Origin of the sequence: Limimaricola pyoseonensis (assembly GCF_900102015.1) — a bacterium.
GTDB lineage: Bacteria > Pseudomonadota > Alphaproteobacteria > Rhodobacterales > Rhodobacteraceae > Limimaricola > Limimaricola pyoseonensis.
Genome location: NZ_FNAT01000001.1, coordinates 535,709 through 562,677 on the forward strand (window position 1 = coordinate 535,709; position 26,969 = coordinate 562,677).

The 26,969-nt window shown below is 68.3% G+C and carries 25 protein-coding genes; 13 read left to right on the forward strand and 12 right to left on the reverse strand.

Translation table 11 applies throughout. The features are described 5' to 3' along the window. Positions 1-39: 39 nt before the first annotated feature. The 7 genes from BLT43_RS02520 (at position 40) to BLT43_RS02550 (ending at position 7,996) form a co-directional block, all read left to right on the forward strand. Positions 40-2,385, forward strand: a complete 2,346-nt coding sequence (locus tag BLT43_RS02520; protein ID WP_090109774.1) for a Tex family protein — start codon at positions 40-42, stop codon at positions 2,383-2,385. Between the two features lie 786 nt (positions 2,386-3,171). Further along, a complete protein-coding gene (locus BLT43_RS02525; protein WP_090109776.1) occupies positions 3,172-3,417 on the forward strand; it encodes a hypothetical protein in 246 nt (81 codons plus the stop codon). A 205-nt stretch (positions 3,418-3,622) separates the two neighbouring features. Continuing rightward, the gene (locus BLT43_RS02530) at positions 3,623-4,831 is read left to right on the forward strand and encodes a winged helix-turn-helix domain-containing protein (RefSeq protein ID WP_090109778.1); all 1,209 of its coding nucleotides are present in this window, start codon (positions 3,623-3,625) and stop codon (positions 4,829-4,831) included. A 73-nt stretch (positions 4,832-4,904) separates the two neighbouring features. Beyond that, positions 4,905-6,038 carry an AraC family transcriptional regulator gene (locus BLT43_RS02535; RefSeq protein ID WP_242652206.1) on the forward strand — a complete coding sequence of 378 codons (1,134 nt, stop codon included), beginning with the start codon at positions 4,905-4,907 and terminating at the stop codon, positions 6,036-6,038. A gap of 8 nt (positions 6,039-6,046) precedes the next feature. Then, a complete protein-coding gene (locus BLT43_RS02540; RefSeq protein WP_242652190.1) occupies positions 6,047-6,976 on the forward strand; it encodes a Rossmann-fold NAD(P)-binding domain-containing protein in 930 nt (309 codons plus the stop codon). Positions 6,977-7,002: 26 nt separating this feature from the next. After that, positions 7,003-7,431 carry a DUF4345 domain-containing protein gene (locus BLT43_RS02545; protein ID WP_090109782.1) on the forward strand — a complete coding sequence of 143 codons (429 nt, stop codon included), beginning with the start codon at positions 7,003-7,005 and terminating at the stop codon, positions 7,429-7,431. Positions 7,432-7,492: 61 nt separating this feature from the next. Next, positions 7,493-7,996: an anthrone oxygenase family protein gene (locus BLT43_RS02550; RefSeq protein ID WP_090109784.1), complete on the forward strand. Its 504-nt coding sequence runs from the start codon at positions 7,493-7,495 to the stop codon at positions 7,994-7,996. A gap of 20 nt (positions 7,997-8,016) precedes the next feature. Here BLT43_RS02550 and BLT43_RS02555 read toward each other — a convergent pair whose 3' ends face one another. The 6 genes from BLT43_RS02555 to BLT43_RS02580 all read right to left on the reverse strand — a co-directional run bounded on the left by BLT43_RS02555 (position 8,017) and on the right by BLT43_RS02580 (position 13,082). Beyond that, positions 8,017-8,697, reverse strand: a complete 681-nt coding sequence (locus tag BLT43_RS02555; protein WP_090109786.1) for a DUF4386 family protein — start codon at positions 8,695-8,697, stop codon at positions 8,017-8,019. Then, positions 8,694-9,560 (reverse strand): SDR family oxidoreductase, encoded by an 867-nt coding sequence (locus tag BLT43_RS02560; RefSeq protein WP_090109788.1) that lies wholly within the window; start codon positions 9,558-9,560, stop codon positions 8,694-8,696. Before BLT43_RS02560 ends, BLT43_RS02555 begins: the two co-directional genes overlap by 4 nt. A 16-nt stretch (positions 9,561-9,576) precedes the next feature. Then, entirely contained in the window at positions 9,577-9,945 is a 369-nt protein-coding gene (locus BLT43_RS02565; protein ID WP_090109790.1) for a hypothetical protein, read from the reverse strand. 199 nt (positions 9,946-10,144) lie between these two features. Continuing rightward, a complete protein-coding gene (locus tag BLT43_RS02570) occupies positions 10,145-10,510 on the reverse strand; it encodes a glycine zipper family protein (RefSeq protein ID WP_090109792.1) in 366 nt (121 codons plus the stop codon). A 78-nt stretch (positions 10,511-10,588) separates the two neighbouring features. Next, entirely contained in the window at positions 10,589-11,599 is a 1,011-nt protein-coding gene (locus BLT43_RS02575) for an AraC family transcriptional regulator (protein ID WP_090109794.1), read from the reverse strand. A gap of 256 nt (positions 11,600-11,855) precedes the next feature. Beyond that, on the reverse strand, positions 11,856-13,082 hold the full coding sequence (locus BLT43_RS02580; RefSeq protein ID WP_090109796.1) for a M20 family metallo-hydrolase: 1,227 nt from the start codon (positions 13,080-13,082) through the stop codon (positions 11,856-11,858). Positions 13,083-13,150: 68 nt separating this feature from the next. Here BLT43_RS02580 and BLT43_RS02585 point away from each other — a divergent pair, with 68 nt between their 5' ends. Further along, the gene (locus BLT43_RS02585) at positions 13,151-13,918 is read left to right on the forward strand and encodes a FadR/GntR family transcriptional regulator (RefSeq protein ID WP_165612526.1); all 768 of its coding nucleotides are present in this window, start codon (positions 13,151-13,153) and stop codon (positions 13,916-13,918) included. Here BLT43_RS02585 and BLT43_RS02590 read toward each other — a convergent pair whose 3' ends face one another. Continuing rightward, positions 13,919-14,608, reverse strand: coding sequence for a DUF1028 domain-containing protein (locus tag BLT43_RS02590; protein WP_090109798.1), 690 nt, complete (start codon positions 14,606-14,608; stop codon positions 13,919-13,921). A 101-nt stretch (positions 14,609-14,709) separates the two neighbouring features. Here BLT43_RS02590 and BLT43_RS02595 point away from each other — a divergent pair, with 101 nt between their 5' ends. From BLT43_RS02595 to BLT43_RS02610, 4 genes are read left to right on the forward strand one after another with little or no spacing between them, the layout of a single operon-like run. After that, a complete protein-coding gene (locus tag BLT43_RS02595) occupies positions 14,710-16,281 on the forward strand; it encodes an ABC transporter substrate-binding protein (RefSeq protein WP_090109799.1) in 1,572 nt (523 codons plus the stop codon). Between the two features lie 54 nt (positions 16,282-16,335). Beyond that, the gene (locus BLT43_RS02600) at positions 16,336-17,283 is read left to right on the forward strand and encodes an ABC transporter permease (protein WP_090109801.1); all 948 of its coding nucleotides are present in this window, start codon (positions 16,336-16,338) and stop codon (positions 17,281-17,283) included. Beyond that, positions 17,280-19,166 carry a dipeptide/oligopeptide/nickel ABC transporter permease/ATP-binding protein gene (locus BLT43_RS02605; protein ID WP_090109803.1) on the forward strand — a complete coding sequence of 629 codons (1,887 nt, stop codon included), beginning with the start codon at positions 17,280-17,282 and terminating at the stop codon, positions 19,164-19,166. The genes BLT43_RS02600 and BLT43_RS02605 overlap by 4 nt, the downstream gene beginning before the upstream one ends. After that, positions 19,163-20,128 (forward strand): ABC transporter ATP-binding protein, encoded by a 966-nt coding sequence (locus BLT43_RS02610; RefSeq protein WP_090109805.1) that lies wholly within the window; start codon positions 19,163-19,165, stop codon positions 20,126-20,128. The genes BLT43_RS02605 and BLT43_RS02610 overlap by 4 nt, the downstream gene beginning before the upstream one ends. Before the next feature lie 143 nt (positions 20,129-20,271). On the opposite strand, the gene BLT43_RS02615 is transcribed toward BLT43_RS02610, so the two are convergent. The 5 genes from BLT43_RS02615 to BLT43_RS02635 all read right to left on the reverse strand — a co-directional run bounded on the left by BLT43_RS02615 (position 20,272) and on the right by BLT43_RS02635 (position 25,736). Then, positions 20,272-21,330, reverse strand: coding sequence for an ABC transporter ATP-binding protein (locus BLT43_RS02615; RefSeq protein ID WP_090109807.1), 1,059 nt, complete (start codon positions 21,328-21,330; stop codon positions 20,272-20,274). Position 21,331: 1 nt separating this feature from the next. Continuing rightward, positions 21,332-22,435, reverse strand: a complete 1,104-nt coding sequence (locus BLT43_RS02620) for a glycoside hydrolase 5 family protein (protein ID WP_090109810.1) — start codon at positions 22,433-22,435, stop codon at positions 21,332-21,334. A gap of 67 nt (positions 22,436-22,502) precedes the next feature. Further along, positions 22,503-23,786, reverse strand: a complete 1,284-nt coding sequence (locus BLT43_RS02625; RefSeq protein ID WP_090109812.1) for an extracellular solute-binding protein — start codon at positions 23,784-23,786, stop codon at positions 22,503-22,505. A gap of 40 nt (positions 23,787-23,826) precedes the next feature. Further along, the gene (locus BLT43_RS02630; protein WP_090109814.1) at positions 23,827-24,663 is read right to left on the reverse strand and encodes a carbohydrate ABC transporter permease; all 837 of its coding nucleotides are present in this window, start codon (positions 24,661-24,663) and stop codon (positions 23,827-23,829) included. Then, entirely contained in the window at positions 24,663-25,736 is a 1,074-nt protein-coding gene (locus tag BLT43_RS02635) for a carbohydrate ABC transporter permease (RefSeq protein WP_207497395.1), read from the reverse strand. The genes BLT43_RS02630 and BLT43_RS02635 overlap by 1 nt, the downstream gene beginning before the upstream one ends. Before the next feature lie 143 nt (positions 25,737-25,879). Between BLT43_RS02635 and BLT43_RS02640 the strand changes: the two genes are divergently transcribed. Then, positions 25,880-26,911 (forward strand): LacI family DNA-binding transcriptional regulator, encoded by a 1,032-nt coding sequence (locus tag BLT43_RS02640; protein WP_090109818.1) that lies wholly within the window; start codon positions 25,880-25,882, stop codon positions 26,909-26,911. Positions 26,912-26,969: the final 58 nt, after the last annotated feature.

Genomic DNA, 26,969 nt, shown 5'->3' on the forward strand with positions numbered 1-26,969 from the left:
AAGCGTATGAGAGAGCCCTCAGGGACGGAAAGGACTGCCATGGATCGCGCGACCCGCATCAACCGGACGATCGGCCAGGACATCGGGGCGACCGCGACCCAGGTCGCGGCCGCGATCAAACTGCTCGACGAGGGTGCGACCGTCCCCTTCATCGCGCGCTACCGCAAGGAGGCCACGGGCGGGCTCGACGATGCCCAGCTGCGCTTGCTGGCCGACCGCCTGGGCTATCTGCGCGAGCTCGACGACCGGCGCGACGCGATCCTCAAATCGATCCGCGAGCAGGACAAGCTCACCGACGCGCTGGCCCGCGCCATCGCCGCCGCCGAGACCAAGACGCAGCTCGAGGACATCTACCTGCCCTTCAAGCCCAAGCGCCGAACCAAGGCGATGATCGCGCGCGAGAACGGGCTGGAGCCCCTGCCTGACGCGATCATGGCGGACCGGACATGCGACCCGGAAACGCTTGCGAAGCCCTATCTGAGCGAGGCGGTGCCGGATGCGAAGGAGGCGCTGAACGGTGCCCGCGATATCCTCACCGAGGAGCTGTCGGAGACCGCCGAGCTGCTGGGCGACCTACGGAATTACCTCCGGAATGAAGCCATCGTGACCGCCAAGGTGGTCTCCGGCCAGGAAGAGTCCGGGGCCAAGTTCTCGGATTACTTCGACCACGCCGAGAAATGGGCAACCATGCCGTCGCACCGCGCTCTGGCGCTGCTGCGCGCACTTAAAGAAGGCGTCATCCGCTTCGACATCGGCCCCGACAAGAAGGTCGGAGAGCCGCGCTGCGAGGCCATGGTCGCCGCGCGCCTGAACCCTTCGGGCAACGGTCCCGGCGACCGCTGGCTGCGCGATGTCGCGAGTTGGGCCTGGCGGGTGAAACTTTCGACGACCATGATGACCGAGCTGGTGGCCGAGCTGCGCGCCCGTGCGCATGAGGAGGCCATCTCCGTCTTCGCGCGCAACCTCAAGGACCTGCTGCTGGCGGCCCCGGCTGGCGCGCGGCCGACCCTTGGGCTCGACCCGGGCATCCGCACCGGCGTGAAGGCCGCGGTGATCGACGCCACCGGCAAGGTCCTCGCCACCGACACGCTCTACCCATTCCAGCCCCGCAAGGACGTAACCGGGGCGCAGGCGACCATCCTGCGGCTCATCAAGACGCATGGCATCGAACTCATCGCCATCGGCAACGGCACCGCCTCGCGCGAGACCGAAAAGCTAGTGGCGGAGACGCTCGCCCTGCTCCCTGCCGACGTGAAGAAGCCGACCAAGGTGATCGTCAGCGAGGCTGGCGCCTCGGTCTATTCCGCTTCCGAGCTCGCCTCGAAGGAGTTCCCCGATCTCGACGTGTCCCTGCGCGGGGCGGTCTCCATCGCGCGGCGGCTACAGGACCCATTGGCGGAGTTGGTGAAGATTGAACCGAAGAGCATCGGCGTGGGCCAGTATCAGCACGATGTCGACCAGCGCCGACTGTCGAAATCGCTCGAAGCGGTTGTCGAGGATGCGGTGAACGCGGTCGGCGTCGATCTCAACACCGCTTCCGCGCCGCTCCTCGCCCACGTCTCGGGCCTTACTCCGGCATTGGCTGATGCGATCGTCGCGCATCGCGATCAGGCAGGCGCCTTCGAGACGCGCAAGGAACTCCTGAAGGTCAGCCGGCTCGGGCCGCGCGCCTTCGAGCAATGCGCGGGTTTCCTGCGCATCCGAGACGGCCGCGAGCCGCTGGATGCCTCCGCGGTCCACCCGGAGGCCTATGGCGTGGCGCGCCGCATCATCGCCGATTGCGGTCGCGACCTGCGCAGCCTGCAATCTGATCCGGCCGCCCTACGCAACGTGCGAGCCGAGGCCTATGTCGACGATCATTTTGGATTGCCGACGGTGCGGGACATCCTCTCGGAGCTGGAGAAACCGGGACGCGATCCCCGCCCGAGCTTCAAGACGGCGAGCTTCGCTGAGGGGATCGAGCAGATCACCGACCTGCGCGAGGGCATGCGGCTCGAGGGCACGGTGACCAATGTCGCGGCCTTCGGCGCCTTCATCGACATCGGCGTCCACCAGGACGGCCTCGTCCATGTCAGCCAGCTGGCCGACCGCTTCGTGAAGGACCCGCACGAGGTGGTGAAGGCCGGCGACGTCGTGCAGGTCCGAGTGACAGAGGTCGATGTGGCGCGCAAGCGCATCGGGCTGACCATGCGCAAGGATGGCGGCGCCTCGGCCAAGCAGGAGCGCAATCTCCGGAGCGACCAGCGACCGGAACGGCGCAAGGAGGCGACGCGACACGCCGGAACGCCGCCGCGCGGCAAGGGTCCGACCGGAGGCACCCCCAGGGGCGGGGATCAACCCGGAGCCCTTGGTTCGGCCCTGCTCGATGCGATGAAGAAGCGCTAGAAACCACGTCGTCATTCGAAGCTTCGTGTAACGGCGATCGGGATGCTGCCTTGGAAGCAAGTCTTTCGGTTGCGAAGCAAAATCCGACCAAGCGCCTGTGGCGGACATGAGGCCGCCCTGCATGACGTCAAAGATCTCGGAAGGCAGATGCCGATCCTAGCGCAGCAACGCTCGGTCACTGCAGAGGGAACGCTCCGTCTTCAGCGCGGAGTGGCGCAGGCCCACAGCAGTTTTTTAAGTTCGACCTGGAACCCGAGCCGTTGCACAGCAGTTTGCACAATCTGGCGCCACGCGGCGCCGAGGCTCACGATTGGCGTTGCAAAACAACGTTGTGCATTTTGGCTCCGGGCCCTACCGCCGGAGCCAAACTTCCAGCAAGCCGCTGAAGTTCAGGCAGAAAACCCCCGGGTCTCGGCAGAGACCCGGGGGTTTTGCGTTTGGCCTTGCATAAAGCTCTGCACAGCCCCTCGGATCGCCCCGCGACACCTCCAACCCCTGGCGGCCCCTCGCCGATGGCGCTCAAGACCCCTTACCTCGAATTCAGAGCAACCGGTTACTACTGGCGCCGCCGCGTCCCGGCCCGATACGGTAAAGCTCGCGGCCCATACGGCGTCATGCGATATCGCGCAGGATAAGGCCGAGCCCCGCAACGAAATCCCACGGCCAACCCCGGCCGTCGCCGAGGAACAGCGCCCTGCCCACGAAAGCCCGGACTGCTGCGAGGATAGGCTCGCTCCGTGGACGGCTCGGCCGACAGCTGCCTTCCACGACCTGCCCGGCCTTTAGATGACAATTGATCCCAGCCTCCTGGTGCCGGCCCGCATACCGGACAGAACGGATCCGAAGATCATCGACCTCTGGGACGACTGGGTCGACGACATGTCACGTGGTCTGCGCTCCAACGGGGTCTGCTCGTTCGAGGACGAAGGCAAGGCTGCCCGGTTCAAGAAGGACGCCGATACGATCCGGTCGACGCGACGTTTCGTTCACGATGTTTTCCGGCGGGACCCGCCTTTCGCAGGCAACTGGTGAACTCCGGGCGCGGCTCACCGATCTTCTGCGCGGCCCGCCGAGCAACCATGGTCGCCCGAGCCGGTGGCGTCACCTCACCTTTTTCGAGTTCATCGAACACGAAAAATGCGAAGCGGGGAGCAGCCCAGTCTGTGGAACCCTCTCTTGAGCTTGTTTGCCGAAGGAAACTCAGTCGCTTGCGCGACAACAGTGGTAGTGTGACCGGATGCCCCGACCGTACTTGAACAACACCAGCGCGCGCCGCCTTTTCCTGGACCTGCACCTCTTGCTGCGCGCCGATCCGGGCCCGGGGCGCGGCGAGGACCTGGACGCCGTGCTGCACGGGCTCGGTTTCGTCCAGATCGACAGCGTGAACACGCTGGCCCGCGCGCATGACCTGATCCTGTGGTCACGGCGGGGGCAATACCGGCCCCGCGCGCTCCAATCCCTCGTCGCGCATCGCCGGTCCGCCTTCGAGCACTGGACACATGACGCGGCCGCGATCCCGATGGCGTTCTATCCGATGTGGCGCGCGAAGTTCGCCCGCGACGAAGCGCGGATGCGGGCGCGGTGGCCGGCGGCGCGGCGTCCCGGATGGACGGACGAACTCGACCGCGTGCTTCGGCATGTCGCCGACAACGGCGCCGCCTGCTCTCTCGATGTCGCCAATGGTGAGGAGCGCGGGTCTTCAGGCTGGTGGGACTGGCACCCATCCAAGACAGCGCTCGAATTCCTGTGGCGATCGGGCCGGCTCGCGGTGTGCCACCGTCAGGGATTTCGGAAGTTCTACGACCTGACGGAGCGGGTCATACCAGATGCGCAGCGCAACCACCGGATCGCCGATGCAGACATCGTTGACTGGGCAATGTCCTCGGCGCTCGACCGGCTTGGCTTCGGCACGACCGCAGAGCTCGCCGCCTTCTTCGAGATCGTGACACGGGACGAGGCAAGGGCCTGGTGCGCCGACGCCCTTGCGAGCGGACGCATCCTCGAGGTCGACATCGAGATGGCGGATGGATCCCGGCGTCGCTGTTTCAGCACCGAAGCCCTACTGGACCATGCGCGCACCTTGCCGAGTCCGAGCGCCCGCGTCCACCTCCTGTCGCCATTCGATCCGGCGCTGAGAGACCGCGGGCGTGCCGAGCGACTATTCGGCTTCCATTACCGCATCGAGATCTTCGTGCCCGAAGCCAAGCGACGGTACGGGTATTACATCTTCCCCGTGCTTCAGGGCGACCGACTGATCGGTCGGCTGGATGCCAAGCGCTCAGGCACGACCCTTGTCGTTCGCGCGTTCTGGCCCGAAGTCGATGTTCGAATGGGGAAAGCGCGCACGGCGGGATTGGTGTCGGAACTCGAACGGGTCCGGCATTTGGTCGGAGCTGATGCAGTTGAGTATGCGAAGGGCTGGTTGATCGAGTCAGCCGAAGATTGAAACGCGGTTCCGGCACGTAGCTGACATTCGCGTCGCTTCATTTCTGCGCCGGGTCCGCCGGGTCAGGTTGTTCGTGGACCACCTGTGTGACGCATTGGTCGAGCGCCGATCCAACTTCATCGGGGCATGGGGCGAGATCGACGGCAGGCGTCGCATCGCGTCGAACTTGGCCGCTCACGAGCCGCAGCATAAGCTGCTGGTCATGGGTTACGTGACATCGCTCTTTGCTCGCAAGATGGTGGCCGCGGCTGGGGACGGCGTCGATGCGGACGAGATGCTGACCTCGGTCGGGATCGACCCCGCGGGACCTTGGGATACCGGACAGATGATCCCGGCGGAGCGCTACTACGACATGCTCGAACGCATGGCCGAGCGGATCGACGTCACCGGACTTCCCGTGCGCACCGGCGCGTCGATGCGGCTCGACGAGTATGGCGCGCTCGGGCTGGCCTTCAAGGCGGCGACGACGCTCGGCATGTCCTATGCGCGGGTCGAACGGTACGCCCGGCTCTGGACCAGCGTCGTCGAATACGAGCTGCGGCCGGCCGAGGGAGGCACGCTCTTCATCCTGCATCGGGCGGGCGAACGGCGCCTCGGGATGCGGCTGTCCAACGAGGCGACCCTTGCGAGCGCCGTGTCGATTGCCCGGCAGGTCTGTCCGGTGCCGGTCAGGCCCGAGATGGTGCTGGTCCGACATGCCGCGCCTCGGTCCGTCGCGGCGCATGAGGACTGGTTCGGCTGCCCCGTCCGCTTCGACGCGGATCTCGACGCGCTTCTCTTCGCGAACGAGACGCTCGCGCGGCCGAACATCCTCGGCGACGAGGGGATTTCTCGCTACCTCACCTTGCATCTCGACGCGGAGCTGTCGCGGGTCTCGGACACCCCGGCGGTCGTGAGCCAGGCAAGGGATGCCATCGCGCAGGCGCTCAGCGAGGGGACGCCGAAAATGGCGGAGATCGCACGCAGCCTCGGGTTCAGCGCGCGGTCGTTCCACAGGCGCCTCTCCGAACACGGGATGAGCTTTCATGCCCTGACCGAGGAGACGCGCCGCGATCTCGCCGAGGGGCTTCTGCGCAACGACCGGCATTCCCTGGCCGAGATCGCCTTCCTGACCGGCTTTTCCGAGCAGAGCGCCTTTACCCGGGCCTTCAAGCGCTGGATGGGAACGACACCGGCGGCCTACCGCAAGGAGCGCGCGGGGCCCTGAGGCGTCTCTTGGCGACGCGGGTCAAAACCCTGGCAAGCGCGGTCAAGACCGGGCCGGGCACGACCAGCTATCCCGTTGGCGACCGACATCGACAGCCAGGGAGATCTCCCATGCAGGACCGACCCATCCTCGTCATCGGCGCGACCGGCAAGACCGGTCGCCGCGTCGCCAGCCGCCTCGAGGCCCGAGGCGTCGCCGTTCGCCGCGGCTCGCGCAGTTCCGCCATCCCGTTCGACTGGGAGGCGCGCGAAACCTGGGGGCCGGCCCTGACGGGCACGCGCGCCGCCTACGTCACCTATTTCCCCGACCTCGCCTTTCCCGGCGCGGTGGAGAAGCTCGAGTCGCTCTGCGAGACGGCCCGAGATGTCGGACTGGAGCATCTTGTGCTCCTGTCCGGCCGGGGCGAACATCATGCCAAGCTGGGCGAAGATGTCGTCCGCGCCTCGGGCACAGGCTTCACCATCGTTCGCGCCGCCTGGTTCGCGCAGAACTTCTCGGAAGGTTACCTGCGCGACCCGATCCTCGCGGGCGTCCTGCCGATGCCGGGCGGTGACATCGCGGAGCCGATCATCGACATCGAAGACATCGCCGACGTCGCTGTCGCCGCGCTGACCGGGGACGGCCACAAGGGCGCACTCTACGAGGTCACGGGCCCGCGCCTGATGACCTTCGCCGAAATGGCCGCCGCTCTGTCGCAGGCCACGGGCCGCGAAATCCGGCACCTGCCGATCAGCTTCGAGGAGTTCCACGCGAATGTCGCACAGGCCGGCGGGGACTTCGTCGCCGACGTCTTCACCGGCATCGCGCGGGAGACGCTCGATGGGCGGAACGCGCACACGACCGATGGCGTGATGCGGGCGCTCGGACGCCCGCCCCGCGACTTCGCCGATTTCGCGCTGCGAGCGGCCCGGTCCGGCGCCTGGACCAGCGCCGCCTGATCGCCAACTTTAGAGAGGACCACGACATGTCCACCACCCTCTTCGAGAAAGTCGCGCTCGGGGTCTCCGGCCTCACCGCGCTCGCCATCGGCGGCTTCATCGTCAGCGCGCCGCATGCGTTCTACGCGAGCTACGGCATCGCGCTCGGGCGGAATGCGTCCCTGCTCAGCGAAATCCGCGCGCCCGGCGCGGGACTCGCCGGCTTCGGCATCCTCATGCTGCTCGGCATCTGGCGACGCGCGTTCCTGCCGGTCTCGGTCGCGGTGGCCCTGACGGTCTTCCTCGCCTTCCCGGCGGGGCGACTGGTCGGTCTGGTTCTCGACGGCATGCCGTCCGGCAGCGTGATCGCCGCCCTCGTCGTCGAGATCGCCATCGCCGCGCTTCTGATCGCCGCGTTCCGACGCCGCCTTTGGCAGCCAGCCTCCCTGCCCTTCGCGGCACACCCCATGCGCTAACCACGCGCGCGGCGCGGCTCTCCTCGCCGCGCCGCGCCATCAGCCGAAGGAGTCCAGACCGATGTCACCCCTCGTCTTCTACTTCGCTCACTTCGCCGTTCTCGCCTACGCGCTGGTCGGTGGCGTCTTCCTCGCCTTCTCCGATTTCATCATGCGTTCGCTGTCGCTCACCAGCGGCCATGGCGGCGCCGAGGCCATGCAGGTGATCAATCGCGAGGTCTTCCGCTGGGTCTTCATGGCCCTCTTCCTCGGACTGGCGGCGGTGTCGCTGGCGTTGGTCGTCCATGCCGCGCTTCGGCTCGACGGCGCTCCGGCAATGCTGATCGCCACGGCCGGTCTCGTCTATCTGTTCGGCTGCTTCGCCGTCACGGTGGTCTTCAACGTGCCGATGAACGAGGCGCTGGCCGGGATGGACCTGTCGCAGGCGTCCACCCAGAGCTACTGGACCGGCACCTACCTGCCGCGCTGGACCTTCTGGAACACGGTCCGGACGATCGCCTGCGGTCTGTCGGCGGCGCTTCTGCTCTTCGGATTGACGACACTGTCCCAGTCCCAGCCTGCGTGACGCAAAGGGGGCGGGCGATGTCACGCGGTGATCCGCTCTCCCAACGTCGTCCGGCCGCCCCGCAGAAGCACGATCCCCACGGCAACGAACCACGCGATGGCGCCAAGGCCGAAGACGGCGCCGGCGGTCTCCCCGAGCGGCGGCAGGACGGTCACAAGCCCGGCGAAGCCGCTGATCGCGCCGATCCCGGCCGTGACGCGGCCGAAAAGGCCGCTCGCAAGCCCTGCGAGGCTGACCGTCAAGATCCATGCGCCGCCGGCGATCTCGTTGCCGCCGCCGAGGCCCAGTTCGACCGCGTGGAGCGTCTGCCAGAGGGAGGCCGCGGCCTCCGGGTCCGCGGCGAGCGCATGTGTCCGCTCGACGGCGACATTCGCGATCATGCCGGCGCCGAGGACGAGGGTGGCCCAGACCAGGCCGATCGCCCCGGTCAGGGCGGCGGCGTCGGGCCGCGAACTGGCGATCTGCCGATGGAGCGCAACGACGAGAACCGCGAGCGCCAGCGCGTTCACGACATAGATCAGGGTGTTCCAGACGATCAGCACGCCCGGCCGTTCGGCGATGAAGGCCACGACGGCGGCGACGTCGATCTCGTTCGAGCCGAAACCCAGCGGCGCGAGCACGGTGACAAGCAGGGCGAAGCCAAACAGATAGGTGGCGGCGCAGGTCAGGGCGGCAAGGCCGCCGGCTTTGCGGAGGGTCATGAGCGAAGTCCTTTCGGTTGGCGCGCCGCTTCTGCGGCGAGGGTTTCGAAGTGGTCGGCGAGGCGCTGCGTCCCGAAGCGGGGCGCGACCATGTCCATTCCGAGCGCGGTCAGGAAGAAGCGCGCGGGGCCGCTCACGCGGCGCGGCAGGAGCGGCAGGACGGCGAGCGCAGTCCGGCGCAGGGCGTCCGGCAGATGGGTGATGCGCGGCGCGGTCCCGAGTGCGTCGAAGGCGGCGCGGGCGATCTCGCCTTGGGTCATCACGTCGGGGCCGCCGATCTCGGCCCAGCCCCGGCCCGCCTCGGTCGCGTCGGCGATGGCCACTGCCAGATCGGCGCCATGAATGGGGTTGAGGCGATGCGCCCCGTCCCCGAACAGCCAGACGCGGCCCCTGCGCGCCATCGCGAACATTTCGCCCATGTCCGAGAAGAAGCCGTTAGGCGCGATTACGGTCGCGGGCATGTCGGAGGCATGGAGCGCGTCCACGAAGGCGCTCTTGGCTTCTACAAGCGGCACGCCCGTCATGGCGTCGGCATTCAGGACATGCACATAGGCGAAGCGTCCGACGCCCGCGGCCTCGGCCTCGCGCAGCAGGTTCAGGTTCGCCTGGAAGTCGACCTCCCGGTAGCCGAGCCCGCCTGCCTGCCGGGTGATGCCGAGCGACGAGACGACGAGGTCCACGCCGTCCATGATCCCCTCGAGCGTCTCGGGCCGGGTGGCCTCGGCCTCGATCGACAGATCGGCAAGATCCCCGGCCCGCGCGGCGTCGCGGACCAGCGCGGTGACGTGATGCCCGCGCCGCGCATATTCGGCGCAGAGAAAGCGGCCGAGATAGCCGGTCGCGCCGGCAACGAGAACGTTCATGGATCGTCTCCGGTGTTCATGACAGGCCGACGCCAAGCGCGGTGGCGGCCATGAGGAAGAGGACCGGCGTCCAGAGCAGGCGCTCCGGGCGCGAGGGGCTGGCGGCATTCGCGGCGAGCGACAGCAGCGTGAGCGCGAGAGCGGGCCAGAACAGAGGCGCCAGCGGCGCCGCGCCAATGCCGGCCCTGGCGAGCACCGCCCCGGCCATGGTTGCGAGCAGCGCGGCCTGGACCAGCGCCAGCGCCCGCCAGGCCGGCGGCAGGCGGCCGGGAAAGCGGCCGCCGACCGTCAGGCGGCCGAGCGGGGCACCGGCGGCGACGCCCAGATGCATCAGCATGGGCAGTGCGGTCAGCCCGGCATAGGCGAAGGCGAGGATCTGGGTCATGGACCGGCCCCTCACCACCGCAGCAGGGGCGCCGGAAGGGACCGCCGCGGGCTGCGCGGCTTCCCGTCGGGCAGGCCGAGATCGCCCCACAGGTGCCGTGGCGCTGCCGCGCGGCGCCCTGTCGGATGGCCCGCCCCCCCGGTCAGCAGGTCGTGCAGGCCCTCCATGCGGGTGCGGACATCATGCATGGCTTCCTCCCTCAGTTCACGACCGCGTGGCCGCGGCCGCGCAGGCAGTTCAGGACGATGTCCTCGCGCGTGTCGCTTGCCTCGGACGCGCCAGCCGCGGCGCCCGCCAGCGCGCCGATGATGGCCCCGCCCAGGGCGTCGCCCTCTTCGTCGACCTCGCCCAGCACGCCGCCGATCCCGGCGCCGATGACGGCTGCGGCCATCGTTTCATGGTCCAGCTGCGACTGGCTTCGGGCAAGGCTTCGACAGGCGGCGAGGTCGCTCTGGAACTGCGCGCGCGGCGCGCCGTCCAAGATCGGGTCCACACCCGCGCCCATGTCGGCGCAGGCCGCCAGCACGGCGGTCAGGCAGATGGGGGCGATCAGCACCGGTTTCATGTCATGTCTCCTTCGACCACCAGGGGTATCGAGAGAGAAATTATCTGTCCGCGCCGCTCGACGGCATGACCTGCGGCATCAATCGCCGCGCCACGCGGTCGGGCTCGCGCCGGTCCAGCGCCGGAACGCCCGTACGAAGGCCGAGGCCTCCGAAAAGCCCAGAAGGTAGGCCGTCTCCCCGACCGAGACCTTGCCTGCGCTCAGGTAATCCATCGCCATACGGCGACGCAGATCGTCATGGACCTGCGCGAAGGTTGCGCCTTCGTCCTTCAGTCGGCGGTAGAGCGTCTGCCGGCTCATGCCGAGATCGCGCGCGATGCGATCCATCGACAGCGTGCCCTCGTGCAGGTCCGCAAGCATCCGGGTCTCAACGGCAGAGCGCACGGTGTCATGCGTCGCAAGCTCGTCCAGCAGCGCGTCCGCATGGCGTGTGAAGATGCCGAAGACGTACTCCTTGCCGCCGTCGAACGCCTCGTCGAGCCAGACCGGATTGATGCGAAGCGCGTTGCGCGCCGCGCGGAACGTGACCGGCACCTGGAAGAGCTCCGGGTAGCGGTTGGCATGCGGCGGCGGGGCGTAGGTCACCTCCAGCGCCCGCTCGAACGGGTGTTCCGGCGCGGAACGGCGGAACTCGGAGATGAACCGCGCGAAGCTCGCCTCCGTGGCCATCCAGCTGCCGTCGCAGGGGTGGTGGTCCACCAGCCAGACCGCGTCCGCGTCCCGCACCAGTTCGAACCGGTCCCGTCCCCCGGGGATCGGCACGTCGGCCATGAGACGCGAATAGCGGTTCAGCTGGTCCAGGCTGTGCGGGAAGGAGGTGGAGGCATGCACGATCTGGCCGACGATCGAAATCATCTCCAGCCGCGTCTCCAGCACGTGCCGCAGGAGCAGCGAGGTGTCGCCCGTCGCCTCGATCCCGGTCGCGATGAGGGTCCGGTAGGAGGCGACCGGGATGCGGGTGTCCTGATCCGCCAGATCGTCCTCCGTCAGCCTCGACGCCGCCAGCAAGCTGTCTCGAGGCACGCCTTCGGCCACCGCATAATCGAGGAACGCGGCCGCGAAACCGGCGGCCATGGTCTGATCGGACATGCGGCAGTCTCCTCGGGTCAGGATCGCGATGCGCCCGGTCATGACGTCGCCGAACCGGCGCGGGCAGATTGCCCCGGGGCATGACGTTGGGGCAACCCCCATGCTGCACCACATGATTGCGCCGATCGCCGCCCTCCTCGATCTCTTCGCCCCGACTTCCGTCATGCTTCGGACGAGACAAATCCATCTCGGTGAGCGGAGCACTTCAGTGGGAGCAGACCACCGCCCAAGAGCCTCCAAGTCACCGCCTTACGCTCTACGTTCCCGGCAATCCCATGTTCTTCACGGTCTCCGCGAGAACCCGGATCGCATCGTCCAGATCCTCGGCGCTGGCGTACTCGTCGGGCCGATGGCTGATGCCGCCCTCACACCTCACGAAGAGCATCCCGACCGGGCAGAGATCCGCCATCGCGGACGCGTCATGTGTCGCGCCCGAGGGCATGGCGAGCGCTGGCATGTCCATTGCGGCCATGGCGCGAGACAGCGCGTCCGTCACGACGGGGTCACAGGCGACTGCGGGTTGCTCGTAGGTCTTCTCGACCTGCACGGTCACCCCGGCCTGCGCGGCGATTTCCCGGGCCAGTTGCTCGGCGCGCGACTGGAAATCCAGCCGCATCTCGTCCGACGGCGCCCGAAGCTCCAAGGTCAGGCCGACCTCGGAGGGGATGGCGTTGACGACGCCGGGCCGTGCCTCGATCCGGCCGGCCGTGGCCCGGCAATCCTTGATCGCCGTCGCGGCGTCGGACACGGCCGCGACGAAGCGGGCGGCGGCGACCAGAGCGTCCCGTCGGCCCGCCATGGGAACCGTGCCGGCGTGACCCGTCTCGCCACTGAAGGTGACCGCGTAGCGGGAGATGCCGCAGATCGCGGTCACGACACCGAGTGACCGGCCCTCGGCTTCGAGCACGGGCCCCTGCTCGATATGGGCCTCCAGGTACCCGATCACCTCTTCGCCCTGGCGCGCAAGCGCAGGAATTCCGGCCGGATCCAGGCCGAACGCCTGCATCGCTTCACGCACATGCACCCCTTGCGCGTCCTGCATGTCCAGAACGGCCGGATCGAAGGTTCCGGCCAAGGCGCGCGGACCGATCAGGGCCGTCGGAAAGCGCACGCCTTCCTCGTCCGCGAAGGCCAGCACCTCGATCGCGAATGGCAGGCGGGCGCCTTCCTCGCGAAGGCGGCGGACGGCAAGGCAGGCCACGGCGATCCCCATGATCCCGTCGAAACGACCGCCCGAGCGGACGCTGTCCTGATGCGAGCCGAGCAGGAGCGCCGGCTTGCCGGCCATGGCGGGCGTTCGGCCGACAAGGGTCCCGGCCGCATCGAGGCTGACTTCCAGCCCGGCATCCTCCATCCAGGCCGATATGACATCGAGGGCCCGGCGATGTTCCGGGGTCCAGGGCAGTCGGGTGACCCCCGGCCCCGCTTCGGACATCTCGGCGATCTCCTGCAGCCTCGCCGCGGCCAACTCCCCGTATGTCATGCTTCCCCTTGTATTTATCATGATAAATTTGCTTTATGGATGTCTTCGGAAGTCAAAAGAGTCGTGCGATGGCGAGAGCGAGCGTCACCCCAGCCGAGAAGAGCCGCAGGCGCTCCCGCCCCATTCGCGTGGCCGAGGCCATCAAGGAATGGGTGGTCGAGCAGGGCCTGCAACCGGGCGACCGCCTGCCCGGCGAGACCGAGCTGATCGCGCGTTTCGGCATGGCCAAGGGCACGATCCGCGAAGCCATGCGGCTTCTGCAGGCGCAGGGCCTGGTGGAGACCAAGACCGGCCCCGGCGGCGGCAGCTTCGTCGGCGAGGTCTCGACCGAGCGCGCCCATGCCCTGCTCGCCAACTATTTCTACTTCCGCGACATCTCGATCGCCGACATCTACCAGCTTCGGGTCGCGCTCGAGCCGGAGGTCGCGGCCGCGCTGGCCGGGCGGCTGTCCGCCGATCATCTTTCGGAGCTGCGGGCCATCATCGACGGCTATGCCGAGCCCGCCAGCGACCCCGAGGAGGAGCGCAGGCAGCACGTCGCATCCCTGCGGTTCCATGCCCGGCTCGCGAGCTTCGCCGACAACGCCCTGCTGGGCTTCATCATCGGTTTCATGTCGCAGATCCTTGCGGATCTCACCGTCTACAAGCAGCTCTACGCCGCGCCCAATGTCGAGCTCTGGCGGACGGGCCGGCAGCATCAGCTTGACCTGCTCGACGCGATGGAGCGGGGGGATGCCGAGGCGGCGCGCTTCATCATGCGCTCGCACATGGAAATGGCCTGGCGGATGATGGAGGACCAGCAGGCCGTCGTCATGAAGCGCTTCATGACCCACTGATCAGCCGGCCGGGGTCACGGTTTCGCCATAGGGTTCGGCGCGCTCTGGCTCGTCCAGCGTCGGCACGAGGCGGGCCCATTCGCCGTAGGCGCCGCTGGTGGCCCGGCGATGCAGCTCCGCGAGGTCCCGCAGCGGCGTCTCGGAATGGTCGATACGCAGGCTGAGCGGTGCGGCGCTGCGCGACACGACGAGCAGCGCGGCCGACAGAAGCCCCCTGCTGTCACCCCCGGCCGCGGCGGCGGCCTCGAGCGCCGCGATGAGCCGCTCTGCCATGGTGCCACGCCCCTCGCGGTAGCCGTCCAGGCAGGCCTCGAGCACGTCGTCGCCGGACAGCAGGTTGCCGGTCACGACGACCGATGCCGCCTGCCGCGCCCCCGCCGCCGGAATGCTCGAAGCCCCGGTGAAATGCCCTGTGCCCCCCTTCGGATCGAGGGCCGCCAGCTGGCGGTGCGCGCGTCCCGCATCGGCATCGACGACCTCGGACACCGCCTCGGCGGCCGACAGGCCTGCCCGCATGCGATCAAGCACCCGGGCGCCCCAAAGCGTGCTCGGCAAGGAGCCCTGCGAGGCCGAGAGCCCCGATTCGGCATCCCCGCGCAGCACCCACCCCCCGACACAGAGGCTGCCCGTGGTGGCGGCGCCGCCATAAGTGCCTGTTTCCGCGTCATATGCGAGGATCGAAATCGTCATCCCGTCATCTCCGTGCCAGCACGCTTGAATTTATAATGAAAATTTGCCCTGATGCAATTTATCATGAAAAATAAGATCGCACCGAACAGGAGAGGTAACCCATGTCGATTGGACAACTGACCCGCCGAAGCCTGCTTGCTGCCGGCACCGCCCTCACCATGGCCCTGGGTGCCCCGGCCCTCGCCCAGACCCCGCCGGGCGTCCTCGTCGTCGGCCAGATCGCGGAGCCCAAGGCCCTCGACCCGGCGGCCGTGACGGCGGTGAACGACTTCCGCATCCTGATGAACGTCTATGACGGGCTGGTGCGCTACAAGGACGGCACGCTGGAGGTCGAGCCGGCGCTGGCGACCGGTTGGGAGATCTCGGAGGACGGCACCGAATACACCTTCACCCTGCGCGAGGGCGTCACGTTTCATGACGGCAGCCCGTTCGACGCCGAGGCGGTGAAGTTCAACTTCGACCGGATGCTCGACGAGAACCATCCCTTCTACGACACCGGCCCCTTCCCGCTTTCCTTCTTCTTCTCCGCGATCGAGGAGGTCGAGGTCGTCGACCCCATGACCGTGAAGTTCGTGCTGAACGAGCCCTACGCGCCGTTCCTGTCGAACCTCGCCTACCCGACCGGGCTGATCGTATCGCCCGCCGCGGTCGAGCAGCACGGCGCGGAATTCGGGCGCAACCCCTCGGGCACGGGCCCCTTCAGTTTCGCGGAATGGCGGCCCAACGAAGCGGTCGTCGTCGAGGCCAACCCCGACTACTGGGATGGCGCGCCGCAGCTCGAGGCGGTCGTGTTCCGGCCCATCACCGACGCGAGCACCCGCACGGCGGAGATGCTGGCCGGCGGCATCGACCTGATGGTCGAAGTGCCGCCCGTGGCGCTGTCGCAGTTCGAAGGCGAAAGCTACCAGCTGCACGAGCAGGCCGGCCCGCATCTGTGGTTCCTGATCCTCAACGCCAAGGAAGGCCCCTTCGCCGACAAGCTGGTGCGCCAGGCGGCGAACTACGCGATCGACAAGGAGGCGATCGTGAACGAGGTGCTCGAGGGCACCGCCGAAGTCGCCGCCGGCCCGACCCCGCCCGCCTTCGCCTGGGCCTACAACGAGGCTCTCGAACCCTACCCCTACGATCCGGAGAAGGCGCGCGAGCTGATCGCCGAGGCCGGCGCCGAAGGCGCCGAGCTGACCTTCTACGTGACCGAGGGCGGCTCGGGCATGCTCGATCCGGTGGCGATGGGCACAGCGATCCAGGCCGACCTCGAGGCGGTGGGCTTCGACGTGACGATCGAGACCTACGAATGGAACACCTTCCTGGGCGAGGTGAACCCGGGCCTCGAGGGCAAGGCCGACATGGCCGAGATGGCCTGGATGACGAACGACCCCGACACCCTGCCCTTCCTCGCGCTGCGCAGCGAGGCCTTTCCCGATCAGGGCGGCTTCAACTCGGGCTACTACTCGAACCCGGAGGTCGACGCGCTTCTCGAACAGGCCCGCCGCGCCACCGACCAGGACGAGCGCGCGCGCCTCTACCAGGAAATGCAGGAGATCGTGCACGAGGACGCGCCCTGGGTCTTCGTCGCCAATTGGAAGCAGAACGCGGTGACCAACGACCGGGTCGAGAATTTCGACCTCCAGCCCTCGTTCTTCCTGCTGCTCGACGACGTCGCCAAGAACTGATCACGCGCGGGGGCCGCGCCCCGGCCCCCGCTCCCTATACGGGAGACACCGCGCATGGGCGGATACATCCTCAGACGGCTGCTTTCGGCGGTGCCGGTGCTGCTCGGCATCACCGTGATCGTCTTCCTGATCATGGCACTGATCCCGGGCGACCCCGCGACCGCGATCCTGGGCAGCTACGCCACGCCCGAGAACGTCGCCCGCATCAACCGCGAGCTCGGCCTCGATGCGCCGCTCTGGCGCCAGTACCTGATCTGGCTGGGCAACATGCTGCAGGGCGATTTCGGGCAGAGCTTCGCCCTGAACCGGCCCGTGCTGGACGAGGTGCTCGAACGTTTCGGCGCGACGCTGATCCTCGCCGGCACGGCCTTCGTGCTCTGCGTCGTTCTCGGCGTCGTCGCCGGCACGATCTCGGCCGCCAACCAGTATGGCTGGGCCGACAAGACGATCACCTTCGCGGTGCTCCTGGGCATCTCCATCCCCTCCTTCTTCCTCGGCATGATGATGATCCTGCTCTTCGCGGTCCGGCTGCGCTGGTTCCCGGTGTCGGGCATGTGGCCGATCTACGGCACCCGCGACGCCGCCGCGCTGCTCTCGCACCTGGCCATGCCGGCGCTCGCGCTCGCCGTCGTGGCCACAGGCGTGATCGCCCGGCTGTCGCGTTCGGCCCTGCTCGAGGTGCTGCGGCAGGATTTCATCCGCACCGCCCGCGCCAAGGGCGTGCATGAGCGTTCGGTGATCTGGCGCCACGCCCTGCGCGCCGCGATGGTGTCGATCCTGCCGGTGCTGGGCATCCAGGCGGGCTTCGTGCTCTCGGGCGCCGTCTATATCGAGATCGTGTTCCAGTGGCCGGGCATCGGCCGGATGCTGGTCGACGCGATCCTGCGCCGCGACATCCTCCTGGTGCAGGGCGGCGTGATCGTCGTCGCCGCCTGCTACGTGTTCTTCAACATCGTGGTCGACGTGGCCCAGAGCCTGCTCGACCCGAGGATCCGGACATGACCGCCTCGCTGATGCTTTTCTCGCGCAACCGGCTGGCGCTGGCGGGCGGCGTCGTGCTGGCCTTCGTCCTGCTGCTCGCGCTGGCCGTGCCGCTTATGCCGCTGGCCGACCCGGACGTGACCAACACCGCGAACCGGTTCCGCCCGCCATTGTCGGAAGGCGCCCTGCTCGGCACCGATCATCTGGGCCGCGACCTGCTGTCCCGCCTGCTCTGGGGCACGCGCCTGTCGCTGGCCGTGGGATTCGCCGCGGCGGCCATCGCCGCGACCATCGGCGCTGCGATCGGCGTCATCGCCGGCTTCTACGGCGGGCGGCTCGACAACGTCATCATGCGCGGCGTCGACATGCTGATGGCCTTTCCCTACATCCTGCTGGCGCTGGCCATCGTGGCGGCGCTCGGGCCCGGCCTCCTGAACGCGCTGATCGCCGTCGCGGCCGTCAACGTGCCGTTCTTCGCCCGCAACATCCGCGGCATCACCGTCGGGCTCGCGCACAAGGAGTTCGTCGACGCCGCCCGCCTCTCCGGCCTGTCGCGCCCGCAGATCATCCTCACCGAGATCCTGCCGAACGTGCTGCCGGTCATCGTCATCGCGATGTCGACCACGATCGGCTGGATGATCCTCGAGACGGCGGGCCTGTCGTTCCTGGGGCTGGGCAGCCAGCCGCCGCAGGCGGATCTCGGCTCGATGCTGGGAGAGGCGCGCGCCGCGCTCATCAGCCACCCGCACACCTCGGTGGTGCCGGGCGTCATGATCCTGATCATCGTGATGTCGATCAACCTGCTGGGCGACGGCATCCGCGATGCGCTCGATCCTCGGCTCAAGTCCGGCGCGCTGTCGCGGCCGATGGCCGCGACCCGGGTGCGCCGCCGGACCCACGCCCCGGAACCGGGCCTCGAGGGCATCCTCGCGCTCGAAGGGCTCGAGACGGAGTTCCATGTCGGACCGCGGAAGCTGCGCGCCGTGGGCGGGGTGAGCCTCGCGGTCAGGCCGGGCGAATGTCTCGGCATCATCGGCGAGAGCGGCTCCGGCAAGTCGGTCACCGCCCTGTCGGTCACCGGGCTCGTGGCGTCGCCGCCCGGCGTCATCACCGGCGGCGCGGTACGCTACCGCGGCGACGACCTCATCGGGGCGCCCTATGAGCGCCTGCGCGCCGTGCGCGGCCGCGAGATCGCCTATATCTTCCAGGACCCGCTCTCGACGCTGCACCCGCTCTACCGGGTCGGCGACCAGCTGGTCGAGGCGATCCGGGCGCACCAGAAGATCGGGGCCGACGCGGCGCGCGGCAAGGCGGTCGAGCTTCTGCGCGACGTCCGGATCCCCAACCCCGAGCGCCGGATCTCGGACTACCCGCACGAGATGTCGGGCGGGATGCGCCAGCGCGTCGGGATCGCCATGGCGCTGGCCAACGACCCGGAGGTGATCATCGCCGACGAGCCGACCACCGCGCTCGACGTCACCGTGCAGGCGCAGATCCTGTCGCTGCTCGACGACCTCCGCCGCTCCCGCGATCTCGCCATCATCTTCATCACCCATGACTTCGGGGTCGTGGCGCAGCTCTGCGACCGGGTGGCGGTGATGTATGCCGGCAAGGTGGTCGAGGAGGGTCCGACCAAGGCGGTTCTCGCCGCGCCGCGCCATCCCTACACCGCCCGGCTCATCGCCTGCGTGCCCGAGCTGGGCGGCGGACGCCGCAGGCTCGAGGCGATCCCGGGCCTGCCGCCCGCCGTCGACCGGCTGCCTGAGGGTTGTGCCTTCGCGGAGCGGTGCAACAAGGCGCGCGGCGTGTGTCGCGAGGGGCATATCCCGCTCGCCCAGGAGGGCGACCGGGCCGTGCGCTGCCTCTTTCCGGAAGAAAGCCCTGCCAGGGAGGCTGCCGAATGACCAAGGCCCTGCGACTGGACAACCTCTCCAAGACCTTTCCCCTGCGCGGCGGGCTGTTCGGAGGTCCGCGCGCCGGCGTGCGCGCGGTGCAGCCGATCTCGCTCAGCGTGGAGCAGGGCGAGACGCTCGGCATCGTGGGGGAGTCGGGCTGCGGCAAGACCACGCTGGCGCGGATGCTCGTCGGCCTCGTCGCGCCGAGCACCGGCACGATCGAGATCGAGGGAGCCGCCCTCGACACCGCGGATCCGGCCGATTTCGGCCGGCGCATCCAGTATGTCTTCCAGGACCCGATCTCCTCGCTCAACCCCCGCAAGACGATCCGGCAGATCCTGGAGCTTCCGCTCAGGAAGCTGCACGGCATGGACAAGGCCGCCCGCGCGCAGCGCATCGCCGAGATATTCGACGACGTGAACCTGCGGCCCGAATTCCTCGATCGCTACCCGCACGAGTTCTCGGGCGGCCAGGCGCAGCGGATCGGCATCGCCCGGGCGCTGGCGGCGGATGCGCGCATCCTGATCCTCGACGAGCCGGTCTCGGCGCTCGACGTCAGCGTGCAGGCGCAGGTGCTGAACCTGCTCGCCGATCTGCGCAAACGCCTCGGGCTGACCTATCTCTTCATCAGCCACGACCTCGCGGTGGTCGAGGCGGTCTCGGACCGGGTGGCCGTGCTCTATTTCGGCGCCCTAATCGAGATCGGACCGGCCGAGCGGGTCTTCCGGGCGCCGCAGCACCCCTACACCAAGCTTCTGGCCGACAGCGCACCCGTCGTGGGACGCGCGCTCGAAGCGCCGGAGGCCCGAGGGAGCGAACTGCCCGACCCCCTCGATCCGCCCCAGGGATGCGCCTTCGCGGCCCGCTGCCCGCGTGCGACGGAGAAGTGCCGCAGGGCTCCGCCCCCTCTCGAAGCCGCGCCGGGCGGAGGCGCCGTCGCCTGCTATCACCCGATCCGAGACACGGCGTAGCGCTCACTCTCTCTCGGACCTCGAACATTGCGCCCCGGCCGAACCCGGCCCATGTCGCGGACCGGCGCGCATGGTCGAGGCCATTCGCGCCGCGAACCCTCACGGTTTTTCCCACCTCGCTTCAGCGAAGGCAGGCGGCCAAGTCACCTCAGGCGCTGGCCGGTCTCGGCGTCGAAGACGAAGGCGGCCTCGGGGTCGAATGCGAGGCCCACGCGATCGTCCGCCCGTCTGTGGTGGTCGCCGCGATCCTCGACGATCGTGCGCTCTCCCGACTTCGAGACCAGGTACAGGTAGGACACGCCGCCCAGGCTCTCGACCAGGTCGATCTGGTGCGTGTCACCCTCGGGGTCGACGCGAAGATGCTCGGGGCGGATACCGACGACGACCGGCCCGCGATCGGGCAATTGCCGGACCGGTTGCCGGACCTTCCGGCCGAAGGCCTCGATGTCGACCATGTCCCCGGCTACATGCGCCTTGAAGAAGTTCATCGCCGGAGAGCCGATGAAGCCCGCGACGAAGCGGTTGTCGGGATCGCGGTAGAGATCCATCGGCGCGCCGACCTGCTCGATCCGCCCGTCGCGCAGCACGACGATCTTGTCCGCCAGCGTCATCGCCTCGACCTGATCGTGCGTGACGTAGATCATCGTCGCGCCGATCTCCTTGTGCAAGCGCGCGATCTCGACCCGCATGTCGACCCGAAGCTCCGCATCGAGGTTCGAGAGCGGCTCGTCGAACAGGAACACCTCCGGCCCGCGCACGATGGCGCGGCCGATGGCGACGCGCTGACGCTGGCCGCCCGACAGCGCCTTGGGCTTGCGGTCCAGCAGCGGCTCGAGCTTCAGGATGCGGGCCGCCTCGCTGACCTTCGCATCGATCTCTTGCTTCCTGTGCCCGGTCATCTTCAGGCCGAAGCCCATGTTCTCGCGCACGGTCATGTGCGGGTAGAGCGCATAGGTCTGGAACACCATCGCCACGCCGCGGTCGGCCGGATCGAGCCGGGTCACCTCGCGCCCGCCAATGCTGATCCGGCCATCGCTGGTCTCCTCGAGCCCGGCGATCATCCGCAGGAGCGTGGACTTGCCGCAGCCCGAGGGGCCGACGAAGACCACGAACTCGCCATCCTCGATCTCGAGGTCGATCCCGTGGATGACCTGCGTGGCGCCGTATTTCTTGATCGTATCGGCAAGGGTGACGCGTGACATGTCAGTGGGCCTCGTTGTCGGGTCGGGACGCTGTCGGGCCGGTGAGCGCGCGGATCGTGGCGATCTCATCCGGGTCGTAGGGTCGGCCGTCCTCGTGCAGCAGGTCGTGGAACCAGATGCCGGTGTCGGCCTGCCCGCCATGCTGACGGACGAGCGCTTCGGGCCATGGCAGATGCGTCTGGGTGCGGCCCTTCACGAAGCCCCACTGGAAGCACCCGACGCCGCGATCCCGGTAGAGCGCGAGCTGATCGGAGATGCGGCTGTCGACGGCGCGGGCCATCCATTCGGTGCAGAGCATCGGCCGGTCGTGGCGCGCCAGATGGTCGATGAAGCCCGCCACCTGCGCGGCATCCGAATAGGCATGGAAGGTGACGATGTCCGACAATTCCAGCGCGCGGCGGTCGATCTCGGTCCGGTAAGGCAGGTCGCCGCTGCCGGGCGCGGGCGTCGCCCAGGCCCCGACGGTGAGCGGCGCCTTCGGCCGCTCGTCGCGGGCCCATGCGAAGGCGGCTTCCATCAGCGCGAGGCTATGCGGCGTGAGGCCGGCGTCGTATTGCGAGAAGCCGCCCGGCTCGAAGATCATCCGGTTTCCGGGCTCGTTGTAGAGATCCCAGAACAGCACCCGGTCGTCGTCGCGAAAGCACGACACGATGTCCCGCAGATAGGCCTCGAGCGCCGGCCAGCTGCCGCGATCCATCACCGCGGCCCGGCCCGGGCTGGCGACGGCGCGGTTGTTGTGGACGCCGGGCAGCGGATCGGGCTGCGGCCCGTAGACCGGCTCGGCCCCGCCGAAGCCGCAATCGTCGAACAGGCAGGGCACGGTCAGGATGCCCTGCCCCGCGGCCTCCGCCATCAGCCAGTCGAGCCGATCGACCAGCCCGTCCCGGTCCTGTTCCCAGACCAGCGAATGCAGGTTGACGCGGATCGCGTTGAACCCGATCCCGGCCGCCCAGCCCAGCTCGCGCGAGATGGTCGCCCGGTCGAAACTCTCGGCCTGCCACATCTCGAGGAAGTTCACCGCCGAGGACGGCAGGAAGTTGAAGCCGCAGATCCAGGGCTTGTCCGCCCACCAGGCGCGCGCGTCTTCAGGGGTCCATCGGGCCATGGCTCTCGTTCTCCGGTCTTCGGGGAGGAGCCGTCCCGCCGCGCGCGGCGGGGGACGGCGGGACAGGTCAGCGGTCGAGCTGGTCCTGCACTTCGATCTCGGCATCGGCCAGCGCGTCCTCGACCGGCTTGTCGGTCAGCCAGATCGCCTGAAGCTCGCGGTTCAGGATGTCCTGGATCGCGCCGTAGCTCTCGCTCGGCGGCGTGTCGCGGGCGATCTCGACCGTGCCGGCATACTCGGCGCGATGCGGCAGCGACTGGTAGGTCTCGCTCTCCAGCACCGAGTTGCGGACCGCCATGTGGCCGGTGCGCGCCCAGTCGATGTTGTGGTCGTTGATGAAGGCCAGGACCTTCAGCGCGGCCTGGTACTTTTCGGCGTCATTCGCCTCCAACGGCGAGGGGATCACCCAGATATGGCTGTCGGCCCAGGTCGCGCCCTCGCCGAACAGGCTGGGGAAGTCCGCGACGTAGTAGTCGTCGAGCCCGGTCTCCTCCTTGGCGGCCTCGGCGGTGTAGAAGTCGACGACCCAGGTGCCGTTGACCAGAACCGCGGCCTCGCCGTTCAGGAAGGCCTGCTGGCTGTCGGCGTAGTTCAGCTGCGGGTTGGCGAGATCCTCGGCAAAGAGCTGGGTGATCGCCTCGACGGCGGCCTGGGCCTCGGCGGTCTCGATCGTGGCGGTGCCGTCCTCGGTGAAGATGTTCGAGCCCTGCTGCCACAGCAGCGCCAGCACCAGCCGCACGCCGATCGGGAACTGGGCGAAGTCGGCGGCGAGGTAGTCCTGGCCGGTGGCCTCCTTGAGCATCTTCGCGTGCTCGAGCAGCTCCTCGGGCGAGCTGGGCAGCACCGGCTTGCCGTCCTGCACCAGCCCCGCCTGCTCCATCAGCGCCATGTTGACGTGCCAGAGGTTGGCATGCAGGTCCATCGGCACGCCGTAGATCGCGCCGTCATGGGTCACCGCCGCGCGCGCGCTCTCCGTCCAGTCGGCGGGGTCGATGCCGGCGGCCTCGAGATCGTCCGTGAGATCGGCCAGCGCGCCGATTCCGGCGAATTCCGGCACCCTGTGCCGGTGCATCACGTGGATGTCGGGCGGGGTGCCGCCGGCATAGGCCGCCTTGATCTGGTCGTAGTAGTTGCCCCAGTCGGTCGGCAGCGTCTCGACCGAGACGCCCTCGATCTCGGCATCGGCGGCGTTGATGATCGACTGGATGATGCAGGCCTCGCCGACGCTGGTCTCGGTGTCGGTTCCGGCATCCTCGCAGGCGCCGAAGAAGCGGCCGAGCGTGATCTCCTGGGCCTGGGCGCCGGTCGTGAGCGCACTGGCCACGAGGGCTCCGGTAAGCAGGTGTTTCATGGTTCTCCTCCCATGGGTGCGTTTGGGGCGGGGCCCCGGCTCATCCCTTGCTTCCCCCCGCGGTCATGGCCTGGACCACGTAACGCTGGAAGATCAGGAACAGGATCACGACCGGAAGCGAGGCGATGACTCCCGAGGCCATGACGCGGCCCAGCCCTTCCGATTGCGCGAAGTTCGACTGGATGCTCGCGAGCCCCAGGGTGATGGTGAAGTAGTCGCGCTGCTGCGCCGAGACGAGCGGCCAGAGATAGTCGTTCCAGGCGTAGAGGAAGGTCAGGATCGCCAGCGTCATCATCGCCGGCCGCGCCAGCGGCAGCATGACGTGCCAGAAGATCTGCAGCCAGCTCACGCCTTCGAGCCTTGCCGCCTCCTCGATGTCCTTCGGGATCGCCTTGAAGAACTGCATCATCAGGAAGACGCCGATCGGCACCGCCATGCGCGGCAGGATCAGCGCGTGGTAGCTGTTGTGCCAGCCCAGATCGGCGAACATCGTGTAGAGCGGGATGAACACCGCCTGCTCGGGCACCATCAGGCCGATCAGGCAGAGCACCACGATCGGCGCCTTGAACGGGAAGTTCAGCCGGGCCAGCGCGAAGCCCGCCGTGGTCGAGACCGCGAGAACCCCCAGCGTCATGCCCAAGGCTACGACGACCGAGTTCAGGAACCACATCGGCGTCTGGCCGAAGGCGAAGAGCGCGGCGTAGTTGTCGGCGGTGAACGGGATCGGCACCAGCCCCAGCGCGGTCGAGGAGGTCGTCCGTGCCAGCACGTCGTTGGGCTGGAACGACAGCGACACCATCCAGATCGTCGGCACCAGCCACAGGAAGGCCGGGATCGACAGGGCGGTGACGAGCCAGAAGTAGCTGCGCGACAGCATCAGTCCTTCTCCCTTCCGACGAGAAACTGGACGACCGAGAAGGCGCCGATGATGAGGAACAGGAAGACCGCCATCGCCGAGGCCCGGCCCAGCTCGCTGTCGCGGAACGCGGTCTGGTAGATGTATCGCACCAGAACCTGGGTCTCGTCGTTCGGTCCGCCCTGCGTCATCAGGTGCGACTGGCCGAAGACCTGGAAGTGCAGGATGATCTGCAGAACGATGACGACCGTGATCGTGCGCTTGAGGTTGGGCAGCGTGATGTACCAGAACGCCTTGGCGCCGGTCGCGTGGTCGAGCGCGCCGGCCTCGTAGAGGTCGCGGCTGATGTCCTGCAGCCCCGCGAGGAACAGGATCATCGCGATCCCGAGAGACCACCAGATGGTCGGGATGACGATCGCCGCCATCGCGAAGCGCTCGTCCGTCAGCCAGTTCACCGGCGAGCCGCCGGTCAGCTCGGTGATGTTGGCGACGAGACCCTGCCGCGGCGAGAACATGATCTGCCAGATCAGAGTGACCACCGTGACCGAGAGCACCTGGCTGAGGAAGAACAGCGTCCTGAGAACCGACATCGCGCGGGTCTCGCGGTTCATCGCGGCGGCGAGCACCAGCGCCGAGATCGTCACACCGGGGACGGTGAGCGCCACGAACAGGATCGTGTTGCCGACGGTCGGCCAGAAGCGGCGGTCGTACCAGCGCCCCTCCTCGCCCGCATGGATGCCCGCCACCACGAAGAGCAGCAAGGCCGCCGCGGCGAGGCCGATGGCCGGGCCCCGCCCGATCCGCCGCGTCGCGTGCAGGATCGCCGCGAGGACGAGCCCGGCCAGGGCAAAAAGCTGCAGCCCGGGCCGCGCCCACGCGCTCCACTCAATGCCGCGCCCCCACATGACGCGGACATAGTTGCGCGCGCCGACGAACTCCTTGGCGTCCGGGTTGAAGGCGACCTCCAGCAGGTTCCAGTCATGCAGGCTGATCCAGACGCCCCGGAAGAACGGGTAGACCAAAAACAGAGCATAGGTCGCGAGGAAGGGCAGCAGCAGCAGGGCCGCGGACTGCGCCTGGCTCAGCCGGCTCAACGGTGATCGCTTCGACGCCATGTCCTCCCCCTCCGTCAAGCCGCGAATCCCGGTGATTCCGCTTGTGATAATATTATTAGCAATATTTATTAGCTGCGTCTAGAAGTTGCTTTCCAGCTCCCGCCCGTACACGGATCGGCACCATGTCAGACCATGAGCAATCCAAGCCGTCCCGCGTCACGATGAAGGATGTCGCGCGGCGTGCCGGCGTCTCGCAGTCGACGGTGTCCTTCGTCCTGAACGGCACCGAGGACATGCGGATCAGCGCGGAGACCCGGAAGCGGGTCCTCGATGCGGTCGACGCGCTGGGCTACCGGCCGCGCGCCGCCGGGCGGCCGATGACGGCCACCGCGCATCGGGTCATCGGCCTGATGTTCGACGAGGTCGCCACCAGCCCCTTCGCCTCGATCTCGATCGAGGGGGTGCAGGAAGAAGCCTGGAAGAGCGGCGTGATCGCCGAGGTGGTGATGACCGGAGGAGATCGCGACTACGAGGCCGCGGTCCTCAAGAAATGGGCCGCCGACCGGGTTCACGGCGTGATCTATGGCTCGATCCTCACGCGCCGGGTGACGCCGCCCGATGCGCTGGCCCGGCACAGGGCCGTGCTGCTCAACTGCCATGACGACACGGGGCGGTATCCGTCGATCGTTCCGGCCGAACGCCGGGGCGGCGAGGTCGCGACCCATGCCCTGATCGCGGCCGGGCACCGGAAGATCGCCTTCATCACGGGCGAGCCGTGGATGGAGGCCTCGGCCCAGCGACGGGAGGGCTACGAGCGCGCGCTCGTCGCGGCGGGCCTGCCGGTCGATCCGTCGCTGATCGCCGAGGGGAACTTCCTGCCCAGCGGCGGGCGCGACGCAACGCTGCAGCTGATGAACGGCCCGGTTCGGCCCGACGCCATCTTCTGCGCCAACGACCTGACCGCGATCGGCTGCTACGAGGCGCTGAAGGAGATCGGCGAGAGGATCGGCGAAACCATCGCGGTGATGGGCTACGACGACCAGGAGATCGCCCAGCACCTGTCGCCCGCCCTGTCGACGGTGCTGCTGCCGCATCGCGAAATGGGCAACTGGTGCGCGCGGACCCTGCTGTCGGACGAGGCCGGACCCTTCGAGCAAACCCGCCTGGAATGCCCGCTGGTCGCACGCGAGTCGCACGTGGTCTCTCGGGCCTGACGCCCGGAGACGGCCAATGCCGATCCGTCGTTCCGCGAAGCCCTGACCCAGCCGATGC